General features: G+C 55.9%; 23 protein-coding genes and 1 pseudogene. 19 read left to right on the top strand and 5 right to left on the bottom strand.

Annotated elements, in window-relative coordinates; all coding sequences use genetic code 11:
- Window positions 1–506 precede the first annotated feature (506 nt).
- Window positions 507–1,454 (top strand): GlxA family transcriptional regulator, encoded by a 948-nt coding sequence (locus HDE78_RS07630; RefSeq protein ID WP_179477953.1) that lies wholly within the window; start codon window positions 507–509, stop codon window positions 1,452–1,454.
- Between the two features lie 202 nt (window positions 1,455–1,656).
- On the opposite strand, the gene tatC is transcribed toward HDE78_RS07630, so the two are convergent.
- From tatC to HDE78_RS07610, 4 genes are all read right to left on the bottom strand, one after another.
- On the bottom strand, window positions 1,657–2,394 hold the full coding sequence (gene tatC, locus HDE78_RS07625; RefSeq protein WP_179477952.1) for a twin-arginine translocase subunit TatC: 738 nt from the start codon (window positions 2,392–2,394) through the stop codon (window positions 1,657–1,659).
- 23 nt (window positions 2,395–2,417) lie between these two features.
- A complete protein-coding gene (gene tatB / locus HDE78_RS07620) occupies window positions 2,418–2,825 on the bottom strand; it encodes a Sec-independent protein translocase protein TatB (protein ID WP_179477951.1) in 408 nt (135 codons plus the stop codon).
- 10 nt (window positions 2,826–2,835) lie between these two features.
- Window positions 2,836–3,072 carry a twin-arginine translocase TatA/TatE family subunit gene (gene tatA, locus HDE78_RS07615; RefSeq protein WP_179477950.1) on the bottom strand — a complete coding sequence of 79 codons (237 nt, stop codon included), beginning with the start codon at window positions 3,070–3,072 and terminating at the stop codon, window positions 2,836–2,838.
- A gap of 542 nt (window positions 3,073–3,614) precedes the next feature.
- Window positions 3,615–4,307 (bottom strand): DJ-1/PfpI family protein, encoded by a 693-nt coding sequence (locus HDE78_RS07610; protein WP_179477949.1) that lies wholly within the window; start codon window positions 4,305–4,307, stop codon window positions 3,615–3,617.
- 736 nt (window positions 4,308–5,043) lie between these two features.
- Here HDE78_RS07610 and HDE78_RS07605 point away from each other — a divergent pair.
- The 8 genes from HDE78_RS07605 (at window position 5,044) to HDE78_RS07570 (ending at window position 12,441) form a co-directional block, all read left to right on the top strand.
- A complete protein-coding gene (locus HDE78_RS07605; RefSeq protein ID WP_255457701.1) occupies window positions 5,044–5,604 on the top strand; it encodes a TetR/AcrR family transcriptional regulator in 561 nt (186 codons plus the stop codon).
- Complete coding sequence (locus HDE78_RS07600; protein ID WP_179477947.1) at window positions 5,601–6,572, top strand: NAD-dependent epimerase/dehydratase family protein; 972 nt, start codon at window positions 5,601–5,603, stop codon at window positions 6,570–6,572. Before HDE78_RS07605 ends, HDE78_RS07600 begins: the two co-directional genes overlap by 4 nt.
- A gap of 941 nt (window positions 6,573–7,513) precedes the next feature.
- Window positions 7,514–8,260, top strand: coding sequence for an SDR family oxidoreductase (locus HDE78_RS07595; protein ID WP_179477946.1), 747 nt, complete (start codon window positions 7,514–7,516; stop codon window positions 8,258–8,260).
- A gap of 84 nt (window positions 8,261–8,344) precedes the next feature.
- Window positions 8,345–9,310: a DJ-1/PfpI family protein gene (locus tag HDE78_RS07590; protein WP_218862152.1), complete on the top strand. Its 966-nt coding sequence runs from the start codon at window positions 8,345–8,347 to the stop codon at window positions 9,308–9,310.
- 132 nt (window positions 9,311–9,442) lie between these two features.
- Window positions 9,443–9,922, top strand: a complete 480-nt coding sequence (locus HDE78_RS07585) for a nuclear transport factor 2 family protein (protein ID WP_179477945.1) — start codon at window positions 9,443–9,445, stop codon at window positions 9,920–9,922.
- Between the two features lie 1,127 nt (window positions 9,923–11,049).
- Complete coding sequence (locus HDE78_RS07580; RefSeq protein WP_179477944.1) at window positions 11,050–11,430, top strand: VOC family protein; 381 nt, start codon at window positions 11,050–11,052, stop codon at window positions 11,428–11,430.
- A gap of 47 nt (window positions 11,431–11,477) precedes the next feature.
- Entirely contained in the window at window positions 11,478–11,894 is a 417-nt protein-coding gene (locus tag HDE78_RS20830; protein WP_218862150.1) for a hypothetical protein, read from the top strand.
- A gap of 55 nt (window positions 11,895–11,949) precedes the next feature.
- The gene (locus HDE78_RS07570) at window positions 11,950–12,441 is read left to right on the top strand and encodes a hypothetical protein (RefSeq protein ID WP_255457700.1); all 492 of its coding nucleotides are present in this window, start codon (window positions 11,950–11,952) and stop codon (window positions 12,439–12,441) included.
- Window positions 12,442–12,497: 56 nt separating this feature from the next.
- Here HDE78_RS07570 and HDE78_RS07565 read toward each other — a convergent pair whose 3' ends face one another.
- Window positions 12,498–12,821 carry a hypothetical protein gene (locus HDE78_RS07565; RefSeq protein ID WP_179477943.1) on the bottom strand — a complete coding sequence of 108 codons (324 nt, stop codon included), beginning with the start codon at window positions 12,819–12,821 and terminating at the stop codon, window positions 12,498–12,500.
- A gap of 38 nt (window positions 12,822–12,859) precedes the next feature.
- On the opposite strand from HDE78_RS07565, the gene HDE78_RS07560 reads away from it, so the two are divergent.
- The 10 genes and pseudogenes from HDE78_RS07560 to HDE78_RS07515 form a co-directional block, all read left to right on the top strand.
- Complete coding sequence (locus tag HDE78_RS07560; protein ID WP_179477942.1) at window positions 12,860–13,117, top strand: hypothetical protein; 258 nt, start codon at window positions 12,860–12,862, stop codon at window positions 13,115–13,117.
- A 65-nt stretch (window positions 13,118–13,182) separates the two neighbouring features.
- Window positions 13,183–13,413 (top strand): hypothetical protein, encoded by a 231-nt coding sequence (locus tag HDE78_RS07555; protein WP_179477941.1) that lies wholly within the window; start codon window positions 13,183–13,185, stop codon window positions 13,411–13,413.
- A 455-nt stretch (window positions 13,414–13,868) separates the two neighbouring features.
- Window positions 13,869–14,195: a DUF2185 domain-containing protein gene (locus HDE78_RS07550; RefSeq protein WP_179477940.1), complete on the top strand. Its 327-nt coding sequence runs from the start codon at window positions 13,869–13,871 to the stop codon at window positions 14,193–14,195.
- Between the two features lie 71 nt (window positions 14,196–14,266).
- On the top strand, window positions 14,267–14,731 hold the full coding sequence (locus tag HDE78_RS07545) for a DUF4262 domain-containing protein (protein WP_179477939.1): 465 nt from the start codon (window positions 14,267–14,269) through the stop codon (window positions 14,729–14,731).
- A gap of 65 nt (window positions 14,732–14,796) precedes the next feature.
- Window positions 14,797–15,459 carry a hypothetical protein gene (locus tag HDE78_RS07540; protein ID WP_179477938.1) on the top strand — a complete coding sequence of 221 codons (663 nt, stop codon included), beginning with the start codon at window positions 14,797–14,799 and terminating at the stop codon, window positions 15,457–15,459.
- Window positions 15,460–15,518: 59 nt separating this feature from the next.
- The gene (locus HDE78_RS07535) at window positions 15,519–15,866 is read left to right on the top strand and encodes an SMI1/KNR4 family protein (protein ID WP_179477937.1); all 348 of its coding nucleotides are present in this window, start codon (window positions 15,519–15,521) and stop codon (window positions 15,864–15,866) included.
- Window positions 15,867–15,958: 92 nt separating this feature from the next.
- Entirely contained in the window at window positions 15,959–16,387 is a 429-nt protein-coding gene (locus HDE78_RS07530; RefSeq protein ID WP_179477936.1) for a hypothetical protein, read from the top strand.
- 514 nt (window positions 16,388–16,901) lie between these two features.
- Window positions 16,902–17,222, top strand: a complete 321-nt coding sequence (locus tag HDE78_RS07525; RefSeq protein ID WP_179477935.1) for a DUF2489 domain-containing protein — start codon at window positions 16,902–16,904, stop codon at window positions 17,220–17,222.
- A 52-nt stretch (window positions 17,223–17,274) separates the two neighbouring features.
- On the top strand, window positions 17,275–17,601 hold the full coding sequence (locus tag HDE78_RS07520) for a hypothetical protein (protein ID WP_179477934.1): 327 nt from the start codon (window positions 17,275–17,277) through the stop codon (window positions 17,599–17,601).
- Window positions 17,602–17,868: 267 nt separating this feature from the next.
- Window positions 17,869–18,260 (top strand): annotated as a pseudogene (locus tag HDE78_RS07515) (transposase); the annotation flags it as partial.

Genomic DNA, 18,260 nt, shown 5'->3' with positions numbered 1-18,260 from the left:
TTGCGGGCTAAGTATTGGCTTACGGTTTCACCCAATACGGGCCGATGAAATAATTGCAAGATCGGCGTGACAGGCGTGATATCTAGCGAACATAGTGACAAACACGGGGGAGAGGGCGAAAGCCCTCCCCCCCGCACTGGGGTGTGCTTTTTTCTTTTGCTCCAATGAGCAAACACGAAACACTGCTGATGCGGGCGGAAACAAAAGATTGGATAGTAGTTCCAAGCCCTTTGAAAACAGGCGCGAAGCTTCTTTCCGCCCATCGTCATCAGGCAAGTCATCATCCTGCTGAAGGTCTCTTGCCGACCCATTTGAGTCGGTGGCGAACGGCTGCTTTGGGGATGACCAGTATGGCTCAAACCGAGCCACCTCCAGAGAAACCGGAGCGGTTCACTTGCTGATTGGCGACGCGCACATGGCGTCCACCCTTCCTTTTTGTCGCATGGCTTGATGTAAGGGAAGTTGGTAATATAAGCCACTCTAGAATTTTCAGCTGGCTACTTGTCATGCATCGGATTGGATTCTTCGTTTGCCGTGGTCACGATAATCTTGATCTTGCCGGACCACTTTCGACTTTCAATCAGGTGGCCACGGCCGCTGGCCATATGCCATATGACCTTCGTGTCATCTCACAGTCCGGAGGGCCTGTTGTTAGCAATGCAGGCCTTCCGATCGAGACACTGCCAATCGGGAGGCGCACATTTGACACTGTTGTGTTCGTGGGTGGTGATATCGATCCCATGCAGACATCAGAGAACATTGCCGCTGCTAAGAAATTGGGCGCCAGGGCCTTGCGGGTGGCAAGTGTTTGTACAGGCGCATTTTTGCTTGCGGAAACCGGCTTGTTGGACGGTCGTAGAGCAACGACGCACTGGCGATACGCTGCTCAATTGCAGTCGCTCTTCCCTCGAACCAGGGTCGAGGGCGATAGTATCTATATAACGGACGGTCACATTTGGACGTCGGCGGGTATCGCTTCCGGAATAGACTTGGCGCTTGCCATGATTGAAAAAGATGTCGGTTTGGAAGTTGCGCGCGCTGTCTCTAGGCTCTTGGTCGTTCCGTTTCGTCGGCCCGGAGGTCAATCCCAATTCTCTGCGATGTCGCAAATGGAGCCGGAATCCGATCGCATCCGCATCGCTCTGAATTTTGCCAGGGAACATCTGGCGGAAGCCCTACCTGTTGATCGACTCGCCGATGCCGCGAGGTTAAGTCTGCGACAATTTGGACGGGCATTTCGCCGAGAAACTGGTGAAACGCCTGCTAAGGCCATCGAGCGCTTGCGAGTCGAATCTGCGCGGCTCCGCCTGCAGGATGGTAGCGAACCGATCGAGCAGATTGCTCTGGCTGTGGGATTCGCCGATCCGGAACGGATGCGTAGGGCTTTCATCAAACTGCATGGACACCCGCCGCAATCGATCCGGCGCGAGAGCAGATTGAACGGTGAGCGCTGATCTATCGCCAGCGGCCCAATCCCCCCGTGCCTACCCCAAGTTGGGTGTCGATGTCCGCGACAAATGGGGCGCCGAAACTACGCGCACGTCGAGTCGACGGATTGTCCGGATGCGGGTGCGGAACGGCGCATGGAAAGCCTTTGGGTTACGGTGAGGGCGGCTGTTCGCGGCTGGACGAATCTAGAACATGCTAGATGAATGATCAGGTTTCCACGGTCGCAATACGTGGCGCGATCAGCCATCTCACGGCGAGCAGGCCTAGTTCATAGAGCAGATACATGGGGACCGCCAGCATAATCATTGAGGTGATATCTGGTGGCGTAATAAAGGATGAAATGGTAAACGCACCAACTACAACGTAGCGACGTACACCACGCAGCCGGGCGAGATCGACGATACCTGCGGCGGCCAGAATCACCACAACCACCGGCACTTCGAAGCACAAACCGAAAGCGAAAAAGACCAGCATGACGAAGTCGAGGTAATGATTTATGTCGGTCATCATCTCCACTCCGCCCGGGGTCACTGCCGCAAAGAACCGAAATGCCGCCGGTAATACCAAGAAGTAGGCAAACGCACAGCCCAGATAGAACAACAGCAGCGTGGCCACCAGAAGGGGCCGCGCGAGGCGCTTTTCGCTTTTGTACAAGCCGGGACTTATGAATGCCCAGAGCTGATACAGAATCACCGGCATGCCGGCGAACAGAGCCACGTAGAAGGCCAGCTTCAACGGCGTAAGGAATGGGCTAGTGACCTCGGTGGCAATCAGGTGGGCACCATGTGGCAAGCGGGCGACTAGCGGCGCGGCAAGCAACGAGTACAGTCGGTTGGCCACCGGAAGCAGCGCCACCAGAAGAAGTAGAACGGTGGCGGCGGCCTTGATCAGGCGAGAGCGCAGCTCCAGCAGGTGTGAGAACACACCGGTTTGAAGACTTTCCATGATCCCATCATCGTCCAAGTTTGTCACATTTGGTGCTCCACATATTTCACCGTAGACGCAGCCTTAGCAGCAGCCGGTGGCGAGGGCATCACCATTTCGGCAGCCGTCTTCTCGACCGCTTCAGGACCGATCTTCGCGGACTGTTCAAACTCAGTCATCGCTGTTTGTACGGGTTCCCGCACGTCACGAATAACATCGTCCACGGCATCTTTGGCCGCCATGCCTTGCCTAACTACTTCACCGGCTGCGCGCTTTAATTCCTCCAGTTGCAGCTCTCGTTCCACTTCGGCGCGGACGCTGTCCCAGCCGCAACGTACACGACGAAGTACAGCGCCGACGGTTCGAGCTGCGCCAGGAAGCTTCTCCGGTCCCAGCACGATCAGTGCAATCAAGGCGATCAACAAGAGTTTGCCCAAGCTGAAATCAATCATGAGGGGTCGCTTACTTTGATTTCACGTCCAAAGGCTCTCGATGTCCCGACCCATTGCCATCGACTGACTGCTCATCGGCACGCAGTAAGGTGGCGTCATCGCGTTTGGGTGTGGTGTCCTCGCCATCCAGGCTTTTCTTGAAACCGCGAATGGCGGACCCGAGGTCCGGTCCGATCTTGCTTAGCTTGCCCGTACCGAAAATCAGCAGGACAACGACCGCGAGGATTAGTAGGTGCCATATGCTCATGGATGCTCCTGAAATCGCGTCAGATGAAAGAAATGTATGCATGGGGCGCTACGCGGTAAGCCGGGCATAACAGCAGCAAATTCGCGGCCAATCGATGTGGCAGCTTTGCCAAAAATTCGGGCTTTCGCGCATGCATGACCAGCATTCGCTCTGCTCAGTAGGGCTTCTTTCCTGCCGACACAGAGGCGCGGCGCTCTCGTCGATTGATGCCATTAGATATTGAATGCCTCATTTGCAGACCCCCGGCATGTTCGCTTGACTTTACCGACGACGGCTTCGCGGGTGGAGGCGCCTCGGTAGAGGTCTTCGCCAAGGCAAACGGCGGATAGCCAGCACAGTCGGGTAGAACACGTCGGATTGGAAAAACCTAGATCCGAGGTCAACACCAATGGCACCGCGATTGAATAGTTCGCCGTCAGCACGCGAGGTCACCGCATTTCGCGCTGCGTCTATGGCAGTCTCAATGGGTGCGCACCAAGCTTCCGCCATTGGCCCCAACTTCTGTAAACCCAAACGTTGAGGTAAGCTTCAAGCATCGGATGTCAGCCGGCTGCATTCGCGATACGCTCCACGAGCGCATATCGTTCTGCCATCGGTTGCGCAATCCGTGCCTGATAGACGTCCACTATGTGTGGTGGTGCAGTTTCTGGTCGCCCGGCATGAAATGGTGGTTCAGGCGAGTATTCCAATCCAAGCTGGATTGACTGGGCAACATCCGGACCGGCGAGTTCGGCAATCAGTATCAGCGCGAAGTCGATTCCCGCAGTCACTCCGCCCCCAGTGATGATCTCCTTGTCTCGTACCACTCGACCGGCATCTGGAGTTGCGCCGAAGAGCGTCAGCATGTCTCTCCAGGCCCAATGGCTGGTAGCGCGCCGCCCCCGAAGCAGGCCCGCGGCACCCAAGATCAGCGATCCCGTACACACCGATGTGACGTAGCGCGCCGTTGCCGCCAAACGCGAAATCGCAGCCATATAGATGGGGTTCTGCATGGCATCCGTGCAGCCGGCACCGCCCGCACCCGGAACGCAAAGTACATCGCAGCTCTCAATCGACTGGAGATCTGCAAGATCGGAAAAGGTGAGTGCCTCGGCGGTTGTAACTGCCGCGGCATCAACCGATGCGACAGTCACTTTGGCGTTGGGAAGCCTTGATAGGAACTGGTGGGGGCCGGTGAAATCAAGGTGAGTGACGCCCGTGTAGATGGGAAACACTATCGTGATTGGGGTTGTCATGGGGTGACCTCTACGTTGGAAGCGGTACAATAGGCCCGCAGACGCATGGCGTAAATGTCATATATCCCTTCATTTAAGCCATGACCATCAAAGTCGACTTCTTCATGTCATCTGGCTTTCAAATAACAACGTGTGACCATCTTCAGGCGCTGACTTGAGCAGCAACTTGCAGGCCCCAGCGGCTCGTCAAACGTCAACACCCAGCCCGGATGCGAACGCTAGCCTGCTAGGAGCCCGGGCGGCAGAAATTTTGACGCGCCACGTACATGGCTTCTGAGGAACTCGTGGTACGAAAGTGCCTCAGAAATAGCGCAGCAGGTTCGGTTTTGGTCAACTTGTAACCACATTTGTGCGCTTTATTTTCTGGCGCCCAGGCTCCTAGGCGGCCATACCGCCCATCGTTGCCCACTCTCGAAACCGAACTCGGTCAATCATCAATATCGAAACTAGTCAGCCTGGCCAAGAGCGCTGATCAGTTGAGCCGAGCGGGAATTTGGAAAGCGAGTTTCAAGACTACCAGCTAACTATTAGGCCGGTCGGACGGGCCTAGCGTGCTTAGCGAAGCGATCATTCGATACTCATTGAGCACCACCTGGTGGAGATTTCCAGGTAGATGGGGATGAGCTGGACAAGCGAGAATCGCGTTTGAGCCGATGCGGTGGGAGGGCGCTATAGCGATGCTATAGACACGCCAATATAGCGGCGCTATATTCACGCCATGACTATGCGAGAAACTTTGATCTCGGCCGCACTGAAGGTTCTCGAGACGCAGGGCGAGGCGCAGTTTTCGACCCGTTCGGTCTGCGCCCTGGCGAATGTCACAGCGCCCACGCTTTATCATCACTTCGGTAGCGCTGACGGGCTGTTGAGCGCGGCGATCACCGATGCCTTCGAGCAATTTCTGGCAGCGAAGAAGACCGCCATCCAGTCTCTCGATCCGGTCATGGCGCTTGTCGAGGGCTGGGACGATTACGTGCGCTTCGCCGCCGATCGCCCGCGCATTTATGCCGCGATGATGGGACGCGTTCTGCATGGGGCAAACATCCCCGCCGCCGGGCAGGCATATGCGCTGCTTGTGGAGAAAATCGGCGCCATTTTGGCCGCAGGGCGGCTCGCCGTTCCGAAAGAGGCGGCAGCCCAGCTCGCCTGGGCCTCGGCGAACGCAGCGTCGCTGCTCTACGTGACTGCAACGTTGGAGGTTGCGGAGCAGATGCAGGCGCCTGAGCCCGACGTCGTCGCTGGGCTGCGCGAGAGCGCCATGCAACTCATCATTTCACCCAGGCGGAAAAGGAAATGAGTAAGAAGATTCTTGTGACCGGAGGCTCCGGTTTTCTTGGCTCGCGCTTAATACCCGGCCTCGTCAGGGAGGGGCACGAGGTGTTCGCGCTGGTGCGATCCGCCTCGTCCGACGAGAAGGTGAGAGCATTGGGCGCGAAGCCCGTGCGGGGCGACCTGGAACAGGCCGAGCCGCTATCACTTCCAGTGATAGATGCGGTCATCCATGCGGCGGCACGCTTTCGCTTTGCTGGCCCACGCGAACCGTATTTCCGCGCCAACGTGACCGGCACCAGAGTTCTTCTGGAGGCGGCCGAAGTCAGCGGAGCGAAAGTTTTCGTCTATGTGAGTGCCGCTGGCGTGATCATGGATGATCGCGGCTCGCCCATCCGCAACGCCGATGAGACTGCGCGGACCTTCCCGACCAGCTTTTCCGGATACCTTGCCAGTAAGGCGCAAGGGGAAGCGGCGGCGCTGGCGGCGGACAAGCCCGGGTTTCGCACGATCGCATTGCGCCCCTCGGCTATGTGGGGGCCGGGAGATCCGTTCAGCCGCGAAATTCCGGGAGCGATCGGTTCGGGCCGCTTTGCCTTCATCAACCGTGGCGATTATCCCTTCTCCACATGCCATGTCGACAATGTGGTCGAAGCGGTGCGCTTGGCGCTCGACAACGGAATCGGTGGGCGCGCCTACTTCATCAACGACCGCGAGACGACGACCTTTCGCGACTTCATCGCCAAGCTGGCAGCGTTGCAAGGCTTGTCTATCGAAAAGGTGCGCGCGATACCTTACCGTCCCGCGTTTACCCTCGGCCGGCTCATGGAAATTGGCGCAGCCCTGGTTCGCTCCGCCGATGACCCGCCACTGACGCGCTCCATGATCCGCATGATCGGTCGGGAGATGACGACCAGCGATGCGGCGGCGCGCCGCGACCTGGGCTATGTCGGCAAGGTGTCACGTACCGACGGATTGGCGGCGTACCGCGTTTGAACCAAAATACGCGAAGACGTTAGATCGTGGCGTCCGGTATCAATGATGGGGCGGGCATTGCAACCGTGCTCAAACTGGGTGTAAGCGCTGCGCAGCTAGGCACGCGGTTGTTGCCAGCTCCGGGACCGCTGGACTCCAAGCGGACGTCCACTACTCTGTGGTCAACGTGCGAAAAATGTTAATGCACGGCAACACGAGACGAACAGCTGCATCGCCGTGGCCTCACAGCTTAAAGTAACACCTATTGCTTGCACTCCATGCTATTTCGCTTGCGCGCTGCCTTCGCATCGACTTTTTTCTGAGGCATTTCGCTGACCGCGGATGGCAATTGTGAACCGCTTATCCAAGTCCCGGTGAAAGAGGAGCGCAATCAGGATCGCTCGCGCGAAGTGCGCCAGCCCACGGGTCCTTATGCGGTCGGACTTGGCCAGTCGGCGGCAAGCCTTGGCGAAATCGCGTGCCTGACTTCGGAATGACCACCCGCCAGGCAACTTGGCCACTAACGGAAGTCGTTTGCCAAATTCGTAGAGCTCACGCCAGCGGTTAGCAACAGAGCCAAACAAGCGCTGGCTACGTCAATGGCGAATGCCGATGAACGTGCGGGTGTCGATCATGGCTGACTCTCCGGGTCCTCCAGCCTTGCCGGGACGGGCCCTCAAGCACTGGCGACAGTTCGGGATGTGAAGAGGGTCCCTCACTATTACCCAAGCTCTTGTGCGGTCTCGAAACCAGCGGCAGTCGATCTCTGGTAACGCAAGAACAACTTGCAAGCGACAGGATCGCTACAAGAGGATGGCGTGTATTGAGGGTTATATGTCATTTACGCCATAGTGCCCGCGTTCCATAATTTGCTCGGAAGACGGTCAAGACAAGCGCAAACATGATTGCGTTTTTTAAACCTTGGGCTTGATCAATCACGAAGCAGACATAAGGAACAGAAGATGAGGCTTAAAAACAAATCAGCTTTGATCACGGGCGGTACAAGTGGTATCGGGCTTGCCACCGCAAAGCTCTTCATCGCGGAAGGAGCCCGAGTAGCGGTTACTGGTCGCGATGATGCCGTGTTCGAGGGCGTGAAAGCTGAGCTTGGCGAGAATGCGCTCGTCCTCAAGGGCGATGTACGTTCGATCGAGGACATGCGGGCGATTGCCGCTGAGGTGAAAGACAAGTTTGGCGGGTTGGATGTCGTGTTCGCCAACGCTGGCCGCGCTTTCCCATCAGCGGTCAACGACATCGACGAGGAACTCTATGGCGAGATCATGGACATCAACGTCAAGGGCGTGGTGCTCACGCTCCAAGCGGTGCTACCAGAGCTGCGAGAGGGTTCCTCCGTCATTCTCAATACATCATTCGTCGCGCAGACCGGCAAGCATGGCATTTCGTTGACTGCGGCGGCGAAAGCTGCCGTACGATCACTTGCCCGTAGTTGGTCCTACGAGTTTCTAGATCGCAAAATCCGCTTCAACGCAATCGCTCCCGGCGCGATGGACACGCCCCTGATCAGCAAGTGGGGGATGTCTGACGAGTGGGTTCGCGACCGAAAGGCCGAGTTCGCAAAAGCTATCCCCGTGGGCTACATGGGCAAAGCCGAGGACATCGCCTACGCGGCGCTCTATCTCGCTAGTGACGAATCCTCCTATGTCGTCGGCACCGAACTGGTCGTCGATGGAGGCGCCTCGCAACTTTAAGGCTTGGATTTCCATCCCGGAGCCCTGCACGTCATCGAGGCTCCTCCACGTCTTAATTACACGCCCGCATAGTCGTGGTGGTTCTTGAATCTGGTCCAACCTGGTTTCGCTTACAAAGCGACTCCGAAGTACAAGGAGAAAATTATTTTGACCGACAACAGCGAAAACAACGCCGCCGGCGAGCAAACCGTCAGCGCGGGCCATTCCCGCCGCGAATTTCTAAAGTTCGGAGGCATGGGTGCGCTCGGCGCCATCTTGGGAGGGGGAGCGTTACTTGGTAGCGCGAATTCAGTTCTTGCGCAGGCCGTCGGTGGAGCCCTGCATAGCAGCGCCACCTCCGCTGTCGCGCAAGCAAGCCGCGGGGGAGTTCTTGACCCGAGCCACCCTCTCGATATTGTTATTGTCGTTTACGACGGTGGAACGCTGCTTGACTTTGCTGGCCCAAGCGAGGTCTTTCATTGGATGCCGAATACAAAAATTCGCTACGCGAGCCTTGATGGCGGATTCGTGACCCTCGAGTATGGTGTCGTGTATGGCAAAGTCGAACGACTCGCCGATATTGATAAGGCCGACCTGCTACTGGTTCCTGGCGGATCTAATCTGACGGCGCCCATGGGACGAGGGTATCAAACCCATATCCGGCGTCTTGCCGAGAACGCCAAATATGTAACATCAGTTTGCAACGGATCACTCGTGCTTGCCGCAACGGGCATTCTTAAAGGCAAGCGAAGCGCCTGCCATTGGGCCTTCCTTAACGATCTGACCGAATATGGAGCCATCCCGATTGCCGACCGCTATGTGGAAGACGACAACGGTCGGTTCATGAGCGGCGGTGGCATTACGGCAGGTATCGATTTCGGTCTTCGAGTCGCCGCTAAATTACGAGGTCAACAGATCTCAGAATTCGCGCAACTCCTAATGCAATATGATCCCGAACCCCCGTTCCACTCGGGCACTCCCGAGACTGCCCCGCCCGAAATAATTGCGATGGTGGACAAGATATTGCCTGGTGCAAGTAAGGGTCTTGCCAAAATACCTGGCGTTCGTTGAGGTTGTAAATCGGCATTGCGCCCGAGGCCGCTATGTGGCCTCCACGAAAATCTTAATCGAAGTTATCGGTTAGCAGCATCTGTTAAATCAGGTGCCGCCCCTTCTAGTCCATGCCACATAGGAATACGTTCAATGCGAAAGATTTCCCTTTGCGTCGCCGTTCTTACAGCCTTCCTTCCACTATTCGCATTAGCCGCGCCGGCAGCATCCAATCCGAGCCCCCAGACCGAAGCAGCCATTAGAGCTCAAAATGCACTTTGGTCTGAGTCCTTCAAACAGGGTGACTATCAAGCGATTGGTCGCCTCTACACCAAAGACGGGACTCTCCTACAAGCTGGAGGTGACCGAGTCGTAGGCCCCGCGGCGATCGTGAACTACTTCACGAAGGGGGCCGAAGGGAAAGCTCCCGCCACGGTGACCTTCAGTGATTACGAATTTTACGGTAATGAGAAGGTCGTGGCTGAGGTTTCCGACTACACAATTCGCAGTCATGACGGAAAGTTGACGTCACGCGGCAAGCAGATGCTCATATTTCTCAAGCAGGGCGGCGCATGGAAACTTCATCGGGATATCTGGAACGACAATGGTCCCCTTAAGCCAGGTGATCACTGATTCGACAGTGCCCTTAGAGGTATCGCGTACCAAAAAATGTTCTCATCGTCTCGCCGTCCCCCACTTTCAATAGTGGGGCAATTTGGAATACGGGATTACTCTAGCAGCTTCTCTTCCAATTCTCTGGCGTAGGGGCAAGTGTCAGACCCACGAACGCCGTTCACGGTTGCTCCTCGTTGCGTTCCCTTCGCCAGCCTTTGAGTTCGGCACGTGCTTCCAGCGGGTTGGGGAACAGTTGCATGCTAGTGAAACCGTTCGGGATCAAGCTGCTCAAGCAGACCGGACTCAGTGGACGGGACGATCAGCCGGGTCCTACCTCTTGACTGAGGCTGATCATCGGCAATACCCCCAAATAGGCGATTCTCCAACGTCTGCTAACAGATGACCTAGCTCATGACGCGACCGGCAGATAATGGTCGGTTAGCGACCTTTGGCTGGAGGTTAATCGTTGGCCCGTTCGCGGCTCTTGCCCCATGGTCGCTAACCGACCCATTGCTACCGGTCGTGGAACAGAAAGAGAGAGAATTCCTCTCCCTCGCACAATAGCCTGCACGGCCGAAACCGTGTTCCAAATTCCAACTGGCCTACCGTGAGGTAGCCACTGGGGTTAAGCCGCCTCACGGCACTACCGACATGGCGAGATTAGACGGCTGGATTAGGCTGCAACAATGTCATCAAGTCGTTGATTTCTTTAGGCCGCAGCTACCACTAAAAAGCTGCTCGTCTGGGATAGGCTGACGGGATTAGACTTCAGCTTGAAATCTACTTAGCGTTCAACGGCAATAGCGCTGAGTGCGGGCTTCTTAAAGAGCTTTCGTCCGACACAGTGAAGTGGGATCGCCTGATTGACAGACTCTCGCAAAGATCGATACTGGGTAAGCGCCGCGCGCTGCCGGATAACTCTTGTTGATCCGGCAGCGCGCGGCGCTTACCGATCTTCAGAAGCTTCGAGCCCGTCGCATCGGAGCCACTTCGCACTACGGGGCACAGAAATGTTTTATCGCCATCAGCGCTCTTGCCGTCGAACAGCGCGTTGAAGTTGACCGCGATGAAGCGCCGGTATGAAAATCGAGCCGCCTCGCGCGGCAACTTAACTCAGTAGCGTTAGGCCGCAAGGAGGGCTTATCGTGAACCTCAACCAAGTCACGCTTCCTGTTAACGACTTCGACCGTTCCGTGACGTTCTATCACGACATGGGATTCTCGCTCATCGTGCATTCGCCACCACGCTATGCCCGCTTTGAGTGTCCGGAAGGCGATTCAACCTTTTCGATTCATACAGTAGAGCAGGTTACGGACAACACAGGCGTGGTGGTCTACTTCGAGTGCTTCGACCTGGATGCACGCGTTCGGCGCTTACTCGACGCGGGATTCGAGTTCACTCAACTCCCCATGGACGAGCGTTGGTTATGGCGTGAGGCGCGACTCACAGACCCATCAGGCAATGTGCTTTGTTTATTCTGGGCCGGCAACAATCGCAAAAATCCGCCTTGGCGCGTTGCGGCCTAACTATGCGCTCAAGCGGACCGTGCGGGAGGAAGTTTCCGAGTAAAATCATGCGCTACGGCCCGCACGGCCGCTTAGCTTCGGCGTTAAATCTCAGAGGGAAGCCGATGGAGTATCGAGTGCAATTCGATTTCACCGTTCACTTCACGAATGGCGGGAGCCTGTCTGCCACGGACTTTCGATTGGATATCCCGGAAAACTCTATATCCGACGACGAACTGGCGGCCTATATCATTCAGGACATGCGATTGCTCATGGCTGGTCATGTGGACATAGTCCATAAGAAAATCATCACAGAAGCGCACAAACGCGCCCCTATAAACACTCGCGACTTACCCCGCCGAACCCTCGATTTGAGAGCCGAAGACTTTCCAGCCAGCCGCCTTGTTGATCTTGCAAAGGAAGGCGTCGTGCGCATCATTGGTGACGACGGTGAAAGCTATAAGCTCGAACGGTTAGTCGTCTAACCACTCATCCAAGCGGACACCTGCGATGCCGCTTAACTCAAGCGTTAGGCCTCATATGGAAGTTCCCGCGCCCTCAAACGCCTCAATGTTTCTCGCTCACACGGTCGAGCCTACAGTTGCGGAGTTCGAGAAGGCGCCGTACGACATCCGTCGCGGCAGGCTCGCTGCAATTGTCCTGTATCACATGGCAGACCATTTCGCGCTCGACGGTTTCGCAAACCGCGAGCGCAAGCTCATGGACCAAGAGATCGCGAATGTGCGTACGGGCGTACAAGCCAAGTGTCCGGATTTCGCAATAATCCGAGACGTGGCAGATGCGTCTAAACATGCGAAGTTGGCTTCCTCAATAAAGGTTCCGCGCCAGCTCTCATCGGCAGAGCAATTGTCGGCCACCCCAGGAGTCTTTCAAGCACCGTTCGGCTACGGCGTGTTCGGCGAGGCAGCGGAGGTTATCGTCACGTTGGATGACGGCACCACGCTCTCTTTGCTGTCAGCCGTCCGCACAGTGCTTGCTACATGGAGGTCAATGCTGTGCCCATCGCGCTAAGATGAGGCCTAACCACTCGTCCAAGCGGACGCGCGAAAAGCCGCGCGCCGCTTAACTCAAGCGTTCAACGGCAATAGCGCTGAGTGCGGGCTTCTTAAAGAGCTTTCGTCCGACACAGTGAAGTGGGATCGCCTGATTGACAGACTCTCGCAAAGATCGATACTGGGTAAGCGCCGCGCGCTGCCGGATAACTCTTGTTGATCCGGCAGCGCGCGGCGCTTACCGATCTTCAGAAGCTTCGAGCCCGTCGCATCGGAGCCACTTCGCACTACGGGGCACAGAAATGTTTTATCGCCATCAGCGCTCTTGCCGTCGAACAGCGCGTTGAAGTTGACCGCGATGAAGCGCCGGTATGAAAATCGAGCCGCCTCGCGCGGCAACTTAACTCAGTAGCGTTAGGCAGCAGGATGCAGGTTCAATGCAGCTACACATTATCTACACCGAAACAGCCATGCTGCTTTCAAAGCGAAACTATGCTTCATGGCTCGACATTCAAGATGAGTATCGAAGTTACAAGGCTTCACTCGGCCCTTGGGAGCAAGATGAAGTTGCTGAGTACTTGAGCGCTGAGTACTCGGCTTTGTCACCGCCGGCCAAAGAACAAATTGCTACATTGCTATCAGCTTCAAGCGAGACAATAGAGCTTACTTTTCGCAGGCCGCTGCCAGCTGCCTAACATTTCGTTCAAGGCGGACGGCTTCGCCGCCGCTTAACTCCAGCGTTAGGCTTAAAGGAACAGCGATGGAACCAACACTCGAGGCCAGAGAGGAAGCCAAAGGCAACCCAGGTGGTTGGGTTTACGCCATGGATGCCCGCTATGATCGAAACGGGGCTGTTCCGCCGGAGGCAATTAAGGGGGCATGGCAAGTCAATGAAGCTGGCGAAATTGTTGGCAAGTTCATTCCAAATCCTAATTACGTACCCGATCACCCCAAGCTAGAGGGCTGGCAGCATGGTCAAGGGCGCGCCTAACAAATCGTTCAAAGCGGACGGCTTCGCCGCCGCTTAACTCAAGCGTTAGGCCTTACAGGACACTGAGGACATGGAATGGTCGTACTAGATCACGAGCCGCACTGGTGGTTCCTCTTACAGGACCGTGAAGCACTCCTGCTAGACGTGCACTGTAGCCACAGTGCTGTCGATTACGACTGGGCTATGGCATTGAACGACGACGAGCTAGCTCAGTTTCATGCAGTCGGCCGAACCTTCATCAACTCTCTCGCCAAGGACGTGCAGTGGACTGCACCAGGAACTCGTGGCAATAGTTCTCCTTACCTTGGCCGCAACCTAGATCCAAACACGCGTCAATACATATCGGCAGCCATTATGGAATGGCGGAGAAGTCATAATGTCTAATCGGGCTATAGGGCCTAACAATTCGTTCAAGGCGGACGGCTTCGCCGCCGCTTAACTCCAGCGTTAGGCCTATGAAATCTTTCAAGCTCGCAGCTCACGAAATCGTCGCACTCGCACCAGGCCATGGTGGATGCTTGGCGACCGACCGCGTCACCGTCGATGGCGCTCCTGTTGGTTACTGCTATCGGGAAGCCGCATCCGACAAAATGGACAGCGGCTGGCGCTTCTTCGCGGGCGACGGGAGCAAGGAATACATGGGCAGCAGCGGCAACCACGGCATCTACGATATCAACACAGTGGCAAACTACGACCAAGCAATCATTCCAGTGCTAGGCGCACCTCAAGGTTCTGCGTTCGAGCGTATCGGCAACAAGCTCGTACCAGTTGAGGGCGCGTAGCCTAACCAGTCATCCAAGCGGACGGCTTCGCCGCCGCTTAACTCCAGCGTTAGCGTGCAAGGGGAAGCCACATGGATTCTGGTGAAGAAAAAGCTCTGGCAGACATTGCTGAGTATGGTTGTCATGTGCTGCATGTTATCGCTGAGGGAGATCAGCCTCCTTTCTCTTACACGGTCGGCATACAGCGCACATCTTCGGCACCCGAATTGGTAGTCATCGGCCTTAAGCAGCCCATCGCTCATTTCGTGGTTAACGAGTACAACCGGCGCGTCCAATCAGGCGAGCAATTCAGTCACGGCCAGATGGCTCCCGGCTTCGTCGAAGGCTTCGATTGCCAGTTCCGTGAGGTGCATCTATCCCACTATCGCGAGTACTTCGGTTGGGACATTTGGTTGTACGGCGGCACTGAATTTCGTGTATTGCAACTGGTATATCCCACGGTCGACGGGATCTGGCCGTGGGACCCGTCGGCAAGCAATTGGTTTGTTGCTTGGCAACCAGTCCTAGACGTTGACGCGGCGGCAATTGCGCGCTAACAAGTCATTCAAGGCGGACGGCTTCGCCGCCGCTTAACTCAAGCGTTAGGTGAGGGTTAGTCAGCATGACCGCCAACCAGAAGGTGCGTATCTTCTTTAGAACCGGAACAGTAGACCGTCCGGTTTGTTGGTTCGAGATGCGCGAAGCGGATCTCTACTATGGGCCATCTGATTCGAGCGGAATTGATGTTGAGCCAGTAGACATATCCGGTAAAAGCGTTCAAGTCACTATGCCTGACTCGGTTCGCCGGATCGAAGGCGGCGGATTTAAAGCGTCGTATCACGCCAGCGGAGAATTTCATACTAAGGTCAGCGGGCGTGGCAGTCGGGGTCTTCAGTCTTGGCCAAAAAAAGCAGAGATAGATGAGCCGTTTCGCGTTGCGGCTCTCATAACTCGCCTCCCGCACAAATACGCCGCGTCGAATCGTAGCCATACTCGTGGCGGAGCATCTGCAATCATCTTAAATTTGCCGGGAGACCAAGAGCCATCACGGCACTATTTGGAGTTCTTCATATCTCCGCCCGGACAGTTCCCGATTCCGACGACTTTAATCGAGTCGCACGGAACAATCGGCGATAGCCCCATCTGTCACTCGATGAACGATGAATTGATATTGGTCATTAGGCATCTTGTATTTGCGCAAACCATGGATATTCATCGATGGCAACCAGATCGCGAAATCTGGTTATTTGCGCAGCCGGTCAACGACGATGGCGCTGGCACCTAACTACTCGTTCAAGACGGACGGCTTCGCCGCCGCTTAACTCCAGCGTTAGGGTTCAAGCCATGAACATCGACGGTATGAAGGGACTCATTTTCCGCTCGCCGCTAGGCCAAGAGTTTGGCCAACTCCGTTCACTTCATGGCCAGTTGCCTCAAGAGCTGCAAAACTCGCCGCTCCGTGCCTTCGCGCAGGATGAGTCTGGCAACTACTTCGTGGTCATGGATGGCGCTGTCGGCTTCTGGGATCATGAAACCTCCCAAGTCCAAGAGCTAGCCTCATCGCAAGCCACATTCATCGCGGGTCTTGTAGAGCCATCACCCACCACCTTGCGGCATGGCCAGGTGAAGTCCGCTTGGGTTAGCCCAGAGCTTGCAAACTTGGTCAAGGGTAACCTCGCGGGGAAACCCTAACTACTCGTTCAAGGCGGACGGCTTCGCCGCCGCTTAACTCCAGCGTTAGACCTTCCACGTCACCCACCAAACTAGAGCAGGCACGGACGCACATGTCATTACTCTCCGATTTGTACGTTGCCGCACCCGAAGCAGCCATTGCTTACGATACGAATCGTGCTCTCCCAGATTCCGAGCGCGCCGAATTCAGCGGGCTCACCTACAACGAGCTGGCTGATCTCTGGGCCATCCTCCAGGGCACCGAAGCCACGCCGGAACACGCAGAGGCTTTCGAGTCAGTCTTGGTTGTCGCTGGCGGCGAGCGCCTTATCAACCGCTTCCCAGCCGAGTTCGTATCCAAGCTCGCATCACTTGACGACGCCAGCACTTCGACCGCCGCCGCCAAATGGGTCCATACAGGAGAGCTTTCCTACATGTCGTGCGAGCCATCCCATGTCATCCCGATCATCAACGCCGCATCGCGATTGGCGCGCAATGCACAACAAAACGGCAAGTCGCTATACCTCTGGATGTGCGTCTAACATCTCGTTCAAGGCGGACACCTTTGGTGCCGCTTAACTCTAGCGTTAGAAGTCATATGGAACCTGAGGCACGCATTCTTGTAATAGCAGCTCTAGCTCCTATTGGCGGCTTCGTTGCTTACCTCTTGGCCGAGTCGCTTGCTTCTAGGAGCGAGTTATCTATGTTGCTGACTGCGGTGGGTATCTTGATCACTTTTCTGGTCTGGCTAATTTCTGCGTGCGCTGCGCTTATCGCGGGCTCCGTGCTTTACATAGTAATTCGCAAGCTTGCGTTGCCTTCAATCACAATCTTGTTTCTCTTTTCTTCCGTAGCAGCGGTCATGTCATGGCCGCTGTCTCAGGGCGCTGGTCAAAATCCATATTTGATGGTTCTCGGGGTTGGCACCGCTGTCACAGCTTGGGCTCTGTACTGTCATAGCTCATTGCGTGTACAACAACGTCACAAGTCGGCAGACTTCTAACTAATCGTTCAAGGCGGACGGCTTCGCCGCCACTTAACTCCAGCGTTAGCCCTATGACACCAGCGCAAGAAGTGGCTCGAAAAAAGCAGCTAGTCTCAGCTGCCAAAGCTCTGCTTTCCTTGCAAGTAGGCATTGGCGTTGGTTGCGTGCGTATAGGAAAAATTCTCCATTGGTTGGCCCTTCAAGACGATAGGCGGTATCACGTTTTCCATCAGTTCTTGAGTGCAACGCTCGGCCTTCCCCTCGGCAACGAGCGTCTACTTTGGGCACATCCGGCCCTGTTGGAACATGATGCAAAGCTCGCCAAACTTGAGGCTGAGTTCAGGCCAAAGCTTCTCAGTGCTTGTATCGACATCATCAGCACCTATGGCTAACAATTCGTTCAAGGCGGACGCCTCCGACGCCGCTTAACTCCAGCGTTAGGCTATGAAAACCAAAGCAATCCGTGACCCTAAAATTATTGCGGCATGGCAGCTAGCGGCCACAGGCTCTAAGTGGCAATTCAAATTGGTAATCGCTTCTCTGTTCATAGCCTTCCTTTGCCTGGGCTTCGGAATTTTCCTTCAAAACATTTTTGTTATTGGTTTCTTCTTCGCCATGGCGTTTATCGCGCTCGCAGCCAATGCAGCAATTCGTCTCAATCTAGCGTGTCCTCACTGCACTCAGTGCCCCTTAAATCCGTTTATCTTAAGTCAGCCTGCATCTATCGAATTTTGCCCGCATTGCTTTTACTGGTTAAAGTCACCGTGGTAGGCATACGGTCGCCTAACAAATCGTTCAAGGCGGACGGCTTCGCCGCCGCTTAACTCAAGCGTTAGATGCCCATGAATCGCACTGATGAATTTATCGCCGAACGTAAGCTGGTAGCGGAGCATCCTAAGAAGGGAAAATTCCCGCTTCATATCAGGATCGGTAGGCCATATTCAGAGCTCAACGGAGAGCGTTGGGCCTGCGACGTCCCCCCGGTTTTGAGTAGCACGATGATTTGGAGTCCAATCCCACCATCGAAGGAGATTGGACGTGAAGAAGCGATTTACCGACGAACAGATCATCGGCTTCCTACGTGAAGCGGACGCGGGCCTGCCGATCAAGGAACTGTGCCGCCAGCACGGCTTCAGCGAAGGCTCCTACTACCTATGGCGCAGCAAGTTCGGCGGTATGAGCGTGCCGGAGGCCAAGCGTCTGAAGGAGCTGGAGACCGAGAACGCCCGGCTGAAGAAATTGCTCGCCGAGCAGATGCTTGAGAACGAGGTGATCAAGGACGTCCTGCGAAAAAAACCGTAGGCGCACCGGCCCGACGCGTGTTGGTGCGCCAGTTGATCGACAAGGGATTGAGCGAGCGACGCGCGTTGCGCGTCGTGGGCATGAGCGCGAGTGCCTACCGCTACGCACCGCGCCCGGATCACAACGTG

It is taken from the genome of Rhodanobacter sp. K2T2 (assembly GCF_013408815.1).
Lineage (GTDB): Bacteria > Pseudomonadota > Gammaproteobacteria > Xanthomonadales > Rhodanobacteraceae > Rhodanobacter.
Note: the sequence above shows the minus strand (reverse complement) of the source record. Positions and strands in the feature narration are given on the sequence as shown.